Below are 13,062 nucleotides of genomic sequence, written 5' to 3'. Positions count from 1 at the left end.
GGCGCACCGCCCCGGGAAGGGGCGGCAGGCGCCTGGGGCCTGGGGTTGCGACGCATCGTATGCCGCCCCCCCTGCGCCCAGTAACTGGGACAAATGCCTATGTATAAACGCCTAAGGAGACACCCCCGAGGGGCCTCCCGCGGTCCCGCGCCACCGCGCAGCGCCGCGTTGCCGGCGCCGCGGTGCGCCCGGAACCAAATTGGAGCCGGAACACCTCCATGCCGCCGTATCCATTGGGTTTTTTGCTATTAAAACAATAGCATATTGCCTGGCAATTCCCCCTGCCATGGCGCGCAGGCCGGGCCGCTCCTACACTGGCCCGAACCATGCCCGATTCCACCCCCTCTCCCCGCCCGCCGTCCCTCCCCCCGGGAAATCCCTCCCGCCCGCCACCACGCGCCCTGGCCGGGCTGCTGCCGTTCCTGCGGCCCTACGCGGGGCGCATCGCCATCGCGCTGGTCTTTCTCGTGCTGGCGGCGGCCGCCACGCTCGCGTTTCCGATGGCGCTGCGCGGCCTCATCGACGGCGGCCTGGTTCCCGGAGACCGCGGCGCCCAGGCGCTGGCGCTGCGGGAGCACTTCGGGCTGCTGTTCGCCGTGGCGGTGGCGCTGGGCGTCTTCTCGGCGGCGCGGTTCTACCTCGTCAGCTGGCTGGGCGAACGCGTGACGGCCGACCTGCGCAACGCCGTGTATGCGCACGTGCTGCGCCAGAGCCCCGAATTCTTCGAGACCACGCAGACCGGTGAGGTGCTCTCGCGCCTGACCACCGACACCACCCTCGTGCAGACCGTGGTCGGCTCGTCCCTCTCGATGGGGCTGCGCAATGCGGTGATGGGCATCGGTGCTCTGGGCATGCTGGTCTGGAGCCACCCGCGCCTGATGGCCGTGGTGCTGCTGGGCATCGTGCTCGTGGTGGCGCCCACGGCCTGGATCGGCCGGCGCGTGCGCCGCCTCTCGCGCGACAGCCAAGACCGCGTGGCCGACGCGAGCGCGCTCGCAGGCGAGGTGCTGAACGCCGTGCCCGTGGTCCAGAGCCACACGGCCGAGACGCGCGAGAGCCGCCGCTTCGAGTCCGCCACGGCCCACGCCTTCGATGCGGCGGTGCGGCGCAGCCGGGCGCGCGCGGCGCTGGTGGCCTTCGTGATCGTCGCCAATGCCGCGCTGCTGCTCTGGGGCCTGTACCGCGGCACGCAGGCCGTGCTGGCCGGGGACATGTCGGCCGGCCAACTGGGCGAGACCGTCATCTACGTCATGCTGCTGGCCGGGGCCGTCGCCGTGCTGGGCGAGGTGTACGGCGACCTGCTGCGCGCCGCGGGCGCCACCGAGCGGCTCATGGAGCTGCTGGCGGCGCATTCGCCGATCCAGTCACCTGCGGTACCGGCGGTGCTGCCGCCCGACGCCGAGGGGCTGGGGGTGGATTTCGAGCAGGTGCATTTCCATTACCCGTCCCGCCCCACGCAACCCGCGCTGCGCGACTTCGACCTGCACATCGCCGCGGGCGAAACGGTGGCGCTGGTCGGCGCGAGCGGCGCTGGAAAGACCACCGTCTTCCAACTGCTGCAGCGCTTCTACGACGTGGATGGCAGCGGCGGGCGCCATGCGGACGGGCCCACGCCGCACGCAGGCAGCATCCGGCTGGGCGGCGTGGACCTGCGAGATCTGGCGCTGGAGGATTTCCGTGCCCGCATCGCTGTCGTGCCGCAGGACGCGGTGATCTTCTCCGCCTCGGCGCGCGAGAACATCCGCTATGGCCGCCCGGACGCGAGCGACGCGCAGGTGGAGGCGGCAGCGCGATCGGCCTTCGCCCACGATTTCATCGCCGCGCTGCCGGAGGGCTATGGCACCTTCCTCGGGGAGCGCGGGGTGCGGCTGTCGGGGGGCCAGCGGCAGCGCATCGCCATCGCCCGCGCGCTGCTGAAGGACGCTCCGCTGCTGCTGCTCGACGAAGCCACCAGCGCGCTGGATGCGGAAAGCGAACGCATGGTGCAGGCCGCGCTCGACGCCGCACTGCAGTCGCACGGCCGGCGCCGCACCACCCTGGTCATCGCGCACCGGCTGGCCACGGTCCAGAACGCGGACCGCATCGTCGTGCTGGAACACGGCCGCGTGGTGGAACAGGGCCGGCATGCCGACCTGCTGCTGCAGAACGGCCCTTACGCGCGGCTGGCAGCCCTGCAGTTCACGGCCTGAAAGCGGGCGTACGCGCTCCCCGGGAGGGCGCTGCCGGTGCTACTGCAGCGTTTCCTTGGCGGCGACCGGCAGGGGCAGCGGCAGGACGGCGATGCCCTCGTCCAGCAGCTGAGCGGTCTCCTTCGGGCTGGCCTGCCCGCGGATGGGGCGCTCCTCGGCCTCGCCGTGGTGGATGCGCCGCGCCTCCTGCGCGAAGCCGCGGCCCACGTCCTCGGTATGGGCCATCACGTGGCGGGCCATCTGCAGCCAGGCCGCCTGCAGCGCCCTCGAAGACGGGGCCATTCCGGACCCGGCGGGCGCGGGACTTGCCGATGCCGATGCCGATGCCGATGCCGACCCGCCACTGGAAGATGGCGCCGCTTCCGAAGCTGCTGTGGCGGGCGGCGGCGCGGAGCCGGCGCGCAGATTGAGGCGGGGAGCGCTCAGGGCCTTGCGCACCGTGCGGCTGCCGCACAGGGGGCATTCGACGAGCCCACGCGCGAGCTGGTCCTGGAAATCGGACTCGGAACCGAACCATCCCTCGAAGGTATGGTCGTGCGCGCAGTGCAGGTCCAGCACTTTCATGGGGAGTGGCCTTGTTGCCCGGGCGCCGTCTGCCGTGCGAAGTCGCGTGGCGTGCCGCGGATCAGCCGCGGCGGCGCAGCAGATAGCGGTACACGAAGCCGGGGAACGCCAGGGTGGCGAACAGCGCGGCCGTGACGGCGTAGAACTCCCAGCCCTGGGGCGCCACCTGCCCTGCCCGCTTCTCCAGCAGGAGCGCCAGGCCGCCCACCAGGAAGTAGCACAGCACCAGCTCACCCAGCCGCGCCGCCAGCGGCTTGGCGCCGGCCGCGCGGGGGCCCAGCACCAGCCAGCGCTGGTTGCAGAACGGCAAATTGGCGGCCACCAGGGCCGCCACGATCACCAACCAGATGGATGCGGAAGAAGACACGGGGAATTCGCAATCCGGCGAAACCGATGGACCGCCGCGCCGCCCGCCGGGCCCTGCGCTGCGGCACGGCATGGCGGCGCAGGCACGGCGCGGCGCATCAGGTGGCGAGGGCGCGCACCACGGCGTCCGCGCAGAGCGCCATCAGGCCGCCCGGCACCAGGCCCAGGACCAGCACGAGCGCGCCGTTGAGCGTGAGCACCATCCGCACGTCGAGCGGAGCGGACACGCTGGTGGCCGTCAACGGTGCATCGAAATACATGACCTTCACGACGCGCAGGTAGTAGAAGGCGCCGATCAGCGACATCACCACCGCGAACACCGCCAGGCCGATGTAGAGCGCCTGGCCCGAGGCGACGAGTGCCTGCAGCACGGCCAGCTTGGCGTAGAAGCCCACCATCGGGGGAATGCCGGCCAGCGAGAACAGGCACACCGCCATCACGCCGGCGTAGAGCGGGCTGCGCTGGTTCAGGCCGGCGAGGTCGGAGATCTCCTCGCTCTCGAAGCCTTCGCGCGCCAGCAGCAGGATGATCCCGAAGCTGGCCAGCGTGGTGAGCACGTAGGTCAGGATGTAGAACATCGCCGAGCTGTAGGCGTTCTCGACCGCGTTGGCGTCCACGTTGCCGTTGACCACGCCCGACAGCAGGCCCAGCAGCACGAAGCCCATCTGCGCGATGGTCGAATAGGCCAGCATGCGCTTGAGGTTGGTCTGCGCGATGGCGGCCAGGTTGCCCACCAGCAGCGAGCCGATCGCCAGCACGGCCAGCATCTGCTGCCAGTCGATGGCGAGCGGCAGCAGGCCATCGACCAGCAGGCGGATCATGATCGCGAAGGCGGCCAGCTTGGGTGCGCTGCCGATGATGATGGTCACGGCCGTGGGGGCGCCCTGGTAGACGTCGGGGATCCACATGTGGAACGGCACGGCGCCGATCTTGAACGCGAGGCCGGCGACCACGAAGACGAGGCCGAACACCAGCACCTGGTGGCGGATCTGGCCGGAATTCACGGCCTTGAACACCTGGCCGATGTCGAGCGAGCCGGTGGCGCCGTACAGCATGGACAGGCCATAGAGCAGGAAGCCGCTGGCCATCGCGCCGAGCACGAAATACTTCATCGCGGCTTCGGTGGCGATCGTGTGGTCCCGGCGCAGCGCCACGAGCGCGTAGCTGGAGAGCGTGAGCAGTTCCAGGCCCAGGTAGATCACGAGGAAGTTGTTGCCCGAGATCATGACGAACACGCCCAGCAGCATGAACATCGAGAGCGTGAACAGTTCGCCGCCGCGCAGCATGCCGCGGTCCGCGGCATAGGGGCGGCCGTAGACCAGCGTCACCATCACGGCGATCGTGGCGAAGCACTTGAGCCAGTTGCCCATCGCATCGCTGACCACCATGTTGCCGAAGCCGTAGAACGTGTTGCCGCTGCTCGCGTACATGGCCTGCAACGCCGCCACGACGGCCAGCGTGAGCATGGTCAGCACGTAGGTTCCGGTGCGCCGGGGACTCGTCACGCCCAGGTCCACCAGGGCGATCACGCAGGCCATCACCAGGAGAACGATCTCCGGGTACACCGCCAGCCAGCTGATGTTGTCAATCATCTCGGTCTCTCGTTGTCAGTCGGTTCAGTGGAGCTTGGTCTGCGCCACGTGCTTGAGCAGCTCGGCCACCGACACATCCATCACATCGGTGAAGGGGCGCGGATACAGGCCCATGTAGAGCACCGACGCGGCCAGCACGGCCATCACCAGGAATTCGCGGCTGTCGATGTCCGACAGTCCGCGCACGTTGTCGTTGCCCACCGGGCCGAGGTACACGCGCTTGAACATCCACAGCGTGTAGGCGGCACCGAAGATCAGCGCCGTGGCGGCGGCGAGGCCGACCCAGAAGTTGGCCTTCACGGCGCCGAGGATCACCATCCACTCGCCCACGAACCCGGCGGTGCCCGGCAGGCCGCAGTTGGCCATGGCGAACAGCAGTGCGAAGGCGGCGAACTTGGGCATCGTGTTGACCACGCCGCCATAGGCCGCGATCTCGCGGGAGTGCACGCGGTCGTACAGCACGCCGATCGAGAGGAACATCGCGCCCGACACGAAGCCGTGGGCGATCATCTGCACGAGGCCGCCCGACACGCCCAGGTCGTTGAAGATGAAGAAGCCCAGCGTGACGAAGCCCATGTGCGCCACGGACGAATACGCCACCAGCTTCTTCATGTCCTTCTGCACCATGGCCACGAGGCCCACGTAGATCACGGCCACCAGCGACAGCGCGATCATGAGCCACGCCCACTCGCGCGCCGCATCGGGAGCGATGGGCATCGAGAAGCGCAGGAAACCGTAGGCGCCGAGCTTCAGCATGATGGCCGCCAGCACGGCGGAGCCGCCGGTGGGCGCCTCCACGTGCACGTCGGGCAGCCAGGTGTGCACCGGCCACATCGGCACCTTGACCGCGAAGGCCGCGAAGAACGCGAAGAACAGCAGGGTCTGGGCGCGCGCCGACAGGGGCAGCTGGTGCCAGGAGGCGATATCGAAGCTGCCGCCGGACTGGTTGTACAGGTAGATGAGCGCGATCAGCATCAGCAGCGAGCCGAGCAGCGTGTACAGGAAGAACTTGAACGCCGCGTAGATCTTGTTCGGGCCGCCCCAGATGCCGATGATGAGGTACATCGGGATCAGCGTGGCTTCGAAGAACACGTAGAACAGCAGGCCGTCCCGCGCGCTGAACACGCCGATCATCAGGCCCGACAGGATCAGGAACGCGCCCATGTACTGGTTCACGCGCTCGGTGATCGACTCCCACGACGCGATCACCACGATTACCGTGATGAAGGCCGTGAGCGGCACGAACCAGAACGAGATGCCGTCCACGCCCAAGTGGTAGTGCACGTTGAAGCGCTCGATCCAGAGCAGCTTCTCGACGAACTGCGCGGCGGCGGTGCCGTTGTCGAAGCCGCTGTAGAGCGGCACCGTCACGGCGAACCCGATCAGCGCGCCGACCAGCGCGATCCAGCGGACGGCACGCGCATGTTCATCGCGGCCGAAGGCCAGCAGCAGGGCGCCGAATGCGATCGGCGTCCAGATGGCAAGACTCAACAAACCCATTTTTATTGTTCCCCTACTTGTTGAGCCACACGAAGTACGTCATGAGCGCGAACACTCCGAGGATCATGACGAGTGCGTAGTGGTAGATGTAGCCCGACTGCATCCAGCGCACGATGCCCGCGATCCAGCCGACCAGCTTCCACGAGCCATTGACCAGCGTACCGTCGATCACCGCCTGGTCGCCGCCCTTCCAGAGGCCGGTACCCAGCGCGCGGGCGCCACGCGCCACGATGTTCTCGTTGATCCAGTCGAGGTAGTACTTGTTCTCGAGCAGGCGGTAGATGGGACCGCAGCCGCGCTTGATGGCCGCCGGCAGCGCCGGATTCACCATGTACATGTAATAGGACACCGCCACGCCGGCCAGGGCCAGCCAGAAGGGTGCGGTCTGCAGGCCATGGACGGCCATCGCCAGCGGGCCGTGGAAGATCTCGGCCAGTTCCGCCATCGCGGGGTGCTTGGCCGCGTCCACGAAGATCACGTCCTTGAAGAAGTCGCCGAACAGCATCGGCTGGATCGCCAGGAAGCCGATCACCACCGAAGGGATCGCCAGCAGGACCAGCGGCACGGTGACGACCCACGGAGACTCGTGCGGCTTGGCGTCGTGGCCGTGGCCATGGTGGTCGTCGTGCGCGTGGTGGTCGTCGTGGTGCGTATCCGGATTCTGGTCGTAGCGCTCCTTGCCGTGGAAGACGAGGAAGTACATCCGGAACGAATAGAACGCCGTGATGAACACGCCGGCCAGCACAGCGAAGTGTGCGAAGCCCGCGGCAGGCAGCGTGCTGGCGTGCACGGCCTCGATGATGCTGTCCTTGGAATAGAAGCCCGAGAACAGCGGCGTGCCGATCAGTGCCAGCGAGCCCAGCAGCGAGGTGATCCAGGTGATAGGCATGTACTTGCGCACGCCGCCCATCCAGCGGATGTCCTGGTTGTGGTGCATGCCCATGATGACCGAGCCCGCGCCCAGGAACAGCAGGGCCTTGAAGAACGCGTGGGTCATCAGGTGGAACACCGCCACCGAGTAGGCCGACGCACCCAGAGCCACCGTCATGTAGCCGAGCTGCGAGAGCGTGGAATAGGCCACCACGCGCTTGATGTCGTTCTGGATGATGCCCAGGAAACCCATGAACAGCGCCGTGATCGCACCGATGACCAAGATGAAGTTCAGCGCGGTGTCGGACAGTTCGAACAGCGGGGACATGCGCGACACCATGAAGATGCCGGCCGTCACCATGGTGGCGGCGTGGATCAGCGCCGAAATGGGCGTGGGGCCTTCCATGGAGTCCGGCAGCCAGACGTGCAGCGGGAACTGCGCGCTCTTGCCCATGGCACCGATGAACAGGCAGATGCAGATCACGGTGATGAGCATCCAGTCGGTGCCCGGGAAGGCCAGCGCACCCAGCTCATTCGCCTTGCCGAAGATCTCGCTGTAGTTCAGCGAGCCCGTGTAGGCAGCGATCAGGCCGATGCCGAGAATGAAGCCGAAGTCACCGACCCGGTTCACGAGGAACGCCTTCATGTTCGCGAAGATCGCCGTGGGCTTGTTGAACCAGAAGCCGATCAGCAGGTACGACACGAGGCCCACCGCCTCCCAGCCGAAGAACAGCTGGAGCAGGTTGTTGCTCATGACCAGCATGAGCATCGAGAACGTGAAGAGCGAGATGTAGGAGAAGAAGCGGTTGTAGCCCTCGTCCTCCTCCATGTAGCCGATGGTGTAGAGGTGGACCATGAGCGACACGAACGTCACCACGCACATCATCATGGCGGTGAGCGTGTCCACGAGGAAACCCACCTCCATCTTGAGGCCGCCCACCACCATCCAGGTGTAGAGCGTCTCGTTGAAGCGGGCGCCTTCGAGCGCCACGCTCTTGAAGGTCAGGGCCGAGAGCACGAACGCGACGAAAACGCCGAGGATCGTGAGCGTGTGGCTCGCACGGCGTCCGATCCGGTTGCCACCGAAGGCCGTGCCGAAGATGCCGGCGAGCGCAGAGCCCACCAGCGGCGCCAGCGGCACGGCGAGGAGCGTCGAAGCTGAAAGGGTTTGACTCATTCTTGAGAACCTTGCAAGTACCGGCGATCAACCCTTGAGGGCGTTGAGATCTTCCGCGTCGATGCTGGACTTGTTGCGGAACAGCAGCACCAGGATCGCGAGGCCGATGGCGGATTCGGCCGCAGCCACCGTCAGGATGAAGAACACGAACACCTGTCCGTGCATGTCGCCCAGGTAATGGGAGAACGCGACGAAATTCATGTTCACGGCCAGGAGCATCAGTTCGATGGCCATGAGCAGGACGATCAGGTTCTTGCGGTTCAGGAAGATGCCGATCACCGCCAGGGCGAAAAGCATCGCGCCGAGCGAAAGGAAATGGCCCAGGGTCAACGTCATGGCTTCTTCTCCTCGGCGGCTGCGGGCGCCACCTCTTCCGCGGGCTTCTGCGTCGCGGCGACCTTCACCAGCTGCACGCGGTCGGCCGCACGCACGCGGACCTGCTCCGACACGGTGGTGACCTTGGTGTCCTTGCGCTGGCGCAGCGTCAGAGCGATGGCGGCGATCATGGCCACCAGCAGGATCACGGCGGCGATCTCGACCGGGTACAGGTACTCGGTGTAGAGCAGCTTGCCGAGGGCCTTGGTATTGGAGTACTGCACGGCGTTGCCTGCCGCATCCACCATGGCGGCCACGGCCTTGGGTTCGTCCATGCCGCGGAAGCCGCCCATCAGCACGGCGGCCATTTCCAGCGCGATCAGCGCGCCGATGAACGCCGCGAGCGGGAAATGCCGCCAGAACCCCTGCCTCACCGTATCGATGTGGATGTCCAGCATCATCACGACAAAGAGGAACAGCACCATCACGGCGCCGAGGTACACGAGCACCAGGGCGATCGCGAGGAACTCCGCCTTCAAAAGCAGCCAGATGGCGGCAGCCTGGGAGAACGCGAGGATCAGGTGGAGCACCGCATGCACGGGGTTGCGTGCGGTGATGACCCGGAAGGCCGCATAGAGCAGCACGACCGAGAACAGATAGAAGAAACCAGTCTTGGCGTCCATGAATCGGTTCTTGTAAAAATGTTCAGGAGCCGCGATCAGCGGTACTTGGCGTCGGCCGCCTTCGCGGCAGCGATCTCGGTCTCGTAGCGGTCGCCGACCGCCAGCAGCATGTCCTTCGTGAAGTACAGGTCGCCGCGCTTCTCGCCGTGGTACTCGAGGATCTGGGTTTCGACGATGGAATCGACCGGGCAGCTCTCTTCGCAGAAACCGCAGAAGATGCACTTGGTCAGATCGATGTCGTACCGCGTGGTGCGGCGCGAGCCGTCGGCCCGCACATCGGATTCGATCGTGATCGCCAGCGCCGGGCACACCGCTTCGCAGAGCTTGCAGGCGATGCAGCGCTCTTCGCCGTTCTCATAGCGGCGCAACGCGTGCAGGCCCCGGAAGCGCGGCGACAGCGGCGTCTTCTCTTCGGGGAACTGCACCGTCACCTTGCGGCGGAATGCATAGCGACCGGTCAGGGCCATGCCCTTGACCAATTCCACGAGCATGAAGCTCTTGAAAAAGTCCTTGAGGGAAAAAGATGTCGTAGCAGCAGCAACAGCAGCCATGGTGTCGTGTCCCGCTTTATTTCCAGATGTTCCAGGGCGACAGCAACCAGGCGCCCACGATCAGCAGCCACACCAGCGTGACCGGAATGAAGATCTTCCAGCCCAGGCGCATGATCTGGTCGTACCGGAAGCGCGGGAAGGTCGCGCGGATCCAGATGAACATGGACACCACGAGGAAGGTCTTGAGGCCCAGCCAGATCCAGCCCGGAATGAAGTCCAGCGCCGCCACCGGCGAGAGCCAGCCACCCAGGAACATGGTCACGCCCAGGATGGACACGAGCCACATGCTGGCGTATTCGGCCAGGAAGAAGATCGCGAAGCCCATGCCCGAGTATTCGACCATGTGGCCGGCCACGATTTCGGCTTCGCCTTCCACCACGTCGAACGGATGGCGGTTGGTTTCGGCCACGCCCGAGATCAGGTAGACGACGAAGATGGGCAGCAACGGCAGCCAGTTCCACGACAGGAAGGACAGGCCCGCATTCGCCATCGTGCCCTGCCCCTGGCTCAGGACGATCTGCGTGAGGTTCATGCTGCCCGAGACCATGATGACCACGAGGAAGCAAAAGCCCATCGCGATCTCATAGCTGACCATCTGGGCCGATGCGCGGAGCGCACCCAGGAAGGCGTACTTGGAGTTGGATGCCCAGCCCGCGATGATCACGCCGTACACCTCGATGGAGGTGATCGCCATGATCAGCAGCAGACCGGCGTTGACGTTGGCCAGCGCCACGTCGGGACCGAAGGGAATCGCCACCCACGCCGCCAGCGCGGGCATGATGGCCATCACCGGACCCAGGATGAAGAGGCCCTTGCTGGCCGCCGTGGGCTGGATGATTTCCTTGGTGAGCAGCTTCAGGCCGTCGGCCAGCGGCTGCAGCAGGCCGAACGGGCCCACGCGGTTGGGACCGTGGCGCACCTGCATGAAGCCCAGCAGCTTGCGCTCCCAGAGCGTGAGGTAGGCCACCGCGCCCATGAGCGGCGCCACGATGGCAACGATCTTGAGCAGGTTCCAGATCACGGGCCAGACGGCACCCGTCCACCAGGTTTGCGCGACGAGGTTCAACCCGCCGTTGTAGAGCGCGTCGATCATGCTGCGGCTCCTTCCGCGACCATCGAAGCCGATGCGGCCTGGCGCGCGTCGGCAGTCAGTTGCAGGGAAGGCGCGCGGCGCACGAGGCCGTCGAGCTGGTAGATGGAGGCCACTACGGGTTCCGCAGCCGCACCCGCGGGCACGCTGGGAGCAGCGCCTGTGGCGTTGCCCAGGCGTTCGGCAGGCAGGTGCGACGGCAGCGCGCTGCCGGCGGCAATCCCCATGGCATGGGACAGCACTTCCTGGGACGTCTCGAACGCGATGCCCGGTACGCCCAGCAGATTGCCCAGCACGCGCAGGACTTTCCACGCGGGACGCGCATCGCCCAGCGGCTTGACCACCGCGTGGAAGCCCTGAAGGCGGCCTTCGGCATTGACGAAGCTGCCGGAGGTTTCAGTGAACGGAGCGATGGGCAGCAGCACGTCGCTGAATTCCAGATTGGTCTTGAAGGGGCTGAGCGTGACGACCATGCCGGCCTGGGCCAACGCGGCAGCTGCCTGCGGTCCGGCCGCGGAGTCCAGCACGGGCTCGGTGTTGAGCAGCAGCACCGCCTTCAATCCACCGGCCAACATGCGCCCCGCATCGAGACCGCCCTGCTGCGGCTGCGCGCCGACGAACTGGGCGCCGACGGTATTGGCCGCCTCGGTAAGGTAGCCCACCACGGCGCCCGTCTGGGCACCGATCCACTGTGCCAGCGCCAGCAGCGAGGAGGCATGCGGATGGTGCGCGGCGGCATTGCCCAGCAGCACGGCCCGGCCTTCGCCGGACGCGAGCGAACGGGCCACGGCCACCGCGGCATCGGTCGCCTTGCCGGAAGCCACCGGGGCTCCCACGCCGCGCTCCTGTGCTACCGCAGCGGCGATGTCGGCCAGGGCGGCAGCCCAGTCGGACGCCGGAGCCACGATCGACTGCGCCATGGGCATGGCCCAGTCATGGGCCACGGCGTTGATGGCGGTCACGGCACAGCCCTTGCGGGCCGCCTGACGGATGCGCTGGGCAAACAGCGGATGGTCCTTGCGCAGGTCGGAGCCCACGACCAGCACGGACTGCAGCGACGACAGGGCCGCGATGGGCATGCCCAGCCAGCGGATGCCTTGCGGTGCAGCGAACTCGGCATTGCGCAGGCGGTAGTCGATGTTGTCGCTGCCCAGGCCGCGCACGAGCGCGGTGGCGAGGTGCAGCTCCTCCAGGGTGCTGTGCGGGCTGACCAGGGCACCGATGCTCTGTGCACCGTGCTCCGAGCGAATGCCCTGCAGGCCGTTGGCCACGTATTCGAGGGCCGTCTGCCAGTCCACTTCCTTCCACTCGCCGCCCTGCTTGAGCATGGGCTTCGTGAGGCGGTCCGGACCGTTCAAGGCTTCGTAGGAGAACCGGTCGCGGTCGGCGATCCAGCATTCATTGACGTCTTCGTTCTCGAACGGAACGACGCGCATGACCCGGTGGTTCTTGACCTGCACGATGAGGTTGGCACCCGTCGAATCGTGCGGGCTCACCGACTTGCGGCGCGACAGTTCCCAGGTGCGGGCGCTGTAGCGGAAAGGCTTGCTCGTGAGCGCACCCACCGGGCAGATGTCGATCATGTTGCCCGACAGCTCGGAATCCACCGTATCGCCCAGCACCGTGGTGATCTCGGAGTGCTCGCCGCGATGGATCATTCCCAGCTCCATCACGCCCGCGACCTCCTGGCCGAAACGAACGCAACGCGTGCAGTGGATGCAGCGCGTCATCTCTTCCATGGAGATGAGCGGACCGACATCCTTGTGGAACACCACGCGCTTTTCCTCTTCGTAGCGCGACGAGGAGCCGCCGTAGCCCACCGCCAGATCCTGCAGCTGGCACTCGCCACCCTGGTCGCAGATCGGGCAATCCAGCGGGTGGTTGATGAGCAGGAATTCCATGACCGACTGCTGGGCCTTGATCGCCTTGTCGCTCTTGGTGCGCACGATCATGCCCTGCGTCACGGGCGTGGCGCAGGCCGGCATGGGCTTGGGAGCCTTCTCCACGTCCACCAGGCACATGCGGCAGTTGGCAGCGATGGAGAGCTTCTTGTGATAGCAGAAATGGGGAATGTAGGTGCCCGCCTTCTCGGCTGCATGCATCACCATGCAGCCTTCGGCGACTTCCACCTTCTTCCCGTCGAGTTCGATTTCAACCATATGCGT

General features: G+C 66.5%; 11 protein-coding genes. 1 reads left to right on the top strand and 10 read right to left on the bottom strand.

What is annotated here, in order from left to right; genetic code table 11:
* The first annotated feature begins 326 nt into the window (after positions 1 to 326).
* Complete coding sequence (locus BM144_RS01815) at positions 327 to 2,189, top strand: ABC transporter transmembrane domain-containing protein (RefSeq protein WP_092949209.1); 1,863 nt, start codon at positions 327 to 329, stop codon at positions 2,187 to 2,189.
* Between the two features lie 39 nt (positions 2,190 to 2,228).
* Here the strand turns inward: BM144_RS01815 and BM144_RS01810 are convergent, their stop codons facing one another.
* The 10 genes from BM144_RS01810 to nuoG form a co-directional block, all read right to left on the bottom strand.
* Positions 2,229 to 2,753 (bottom strand): DUF1178 family protein, encoded by a 525-nt coding sequence (locus BM144_RS01810; protein WP_092949207.1) that lies wholly within the window; start codon positions 2,751 to 2,753, stop codon positions 2,229 to 2,231.
* Positions 2,754 to 2,814: 61 nt separating this feature from the next.
* Positions 2,815 to 3,120 carry a DUF2818 family protein gene (locus tag BM144_RS01805; RefSeq protein ID WP_092949205.1) on the bottom strand — a complete coding sequence of 102 codons (306 nt, stop codon included), beginning with the start codon at positions 3,118 to 3,120 and terminating at the stop codon, positions 2,815 to 2,817.
* Between the two features lie 97 nt (positions 3,121 to 3,217).
* Positions 3,218 to 4,711: an NADH-quinone oxidoreductase subunit NuoN gene (gene nuoN / locus BM144_RS01800; protein WP_092949203.1), complete on the bottom strand. Its 1,494-nt coding sequence runs from the start codon at positions 4,709 to 4,711 to the stop codon at positions 3,218 to 3,220.
* A gap of 24 nt (positions 4,712 to 4,735) precedes the next feature.
* The gene (locus BM144_RS01795) at positions 4,736 to 6,211 is read right to left on the bottom strand and encodes an NADH-quinone oxidoreductase subunit M (RefSeq protein WP_092949201.1); all 1,476 of its coding nucleotides are present in this window, start codon (positions 6,209 to 6,211) and stop codon (positions 4,736 to 4,738) included.
* Between the two features lie 13 nt (positions 6,212 to 6,224).
* A complete protein-coding gene (gene nuoL / locus BM144_RS01790) occupies positions 6,225 to 8,258 on the bottom strand; it encodes an NADH-quinone oxidoreductase subunit L (RefSeq protein WP_092949199.1) in 2,034 nt (677 codons plus the stop codon).
* 27 nt (positions 8,259 to 8,285) lie between these two features.
* Positions 8,286 to 8,594, bottom strand: a complete 309-nt coding sequence (gene nuoK, locus BM144_RS01785; protein ID WP_092949197.1) for an NADH-quinone oxidoreductase subunit NuoK — start codon at positions 8,592 to 8,594, stop codon at positions 8,286 to 8,288.
* Positions 8,591 to 9,256, bottom strand: a complete 666-nt coding sequence (locus BM144_RS01780; RefSeq protein ID WP_092949194.1) for an NADH-quinone oxidoreductase subunit J — start codon at positions 9,254 to 9,256, stop codon at positions 8,591 to 8,593. Before BM144_RS01780 ends, nuoK begins: the two co-directional genes overlap by 4 nt.
* Positions 9,257 to 9,291: 35 nt before the next feature.
* A complete protein-coding gene (nuoI, locus tag BM144_RS01775) occupies positions 9,292 to 9,807 on the bottom strand; it encodes an NADH-quinone oxidoreductase subunit NuoI (RefSeq protein ID WP_092949193.1) in 516 nt (171 codons plus the stop codon).
* A 16-nt stretch (positions 9,808 to 9,823) separates the two neighbouring features.
* A complete protein-coding gene (nuoH, locus tag BM144_RS01770; RefSeq protein ID WP_092949191.1) occupies positions 9,824 to 10,900 on the bottom strand; it encodes an NADH-quinone oxidoreductase subunit NuoH in 1,077 nt (358 codons plus the stop codon).
* Positions 10,897 to 13,056 (bottom strand): NADH-quinone oxidoreductase subunit NuoG, encoded by a 2,160-nt coding sequence (nuoG, locus tag BM144_RS01765; RefSeq protein ID WP_092949189.1) that lies wholly within the window; start codon positions 13,054 to 13,056, stop codon positions 10,897 to 10,899. The genes nuoH and nuoG overlap by 4 nt, the downstream gene beginning before the upstream one ends.
* Between the last annotated feature and the right edge of the window lie 6 nt (positions 13,057 to 13,062).

The sequence above is a fragment of the Paracidovorax konjaci genome, assembly GCF_900112675.1.
Classification (GTDB): domain Bacteria; phylum Pseudomonadota; class Gammaproteobacteria; order Burkholderiales; family Burkholderiaceae_C; genus Paracidovorax; species Paracidovorax konjaci.
Note: the sequence above shows the minus strand (reverse complement) of the source record. Positions and strands in the feature narration are given on the sequence as shown.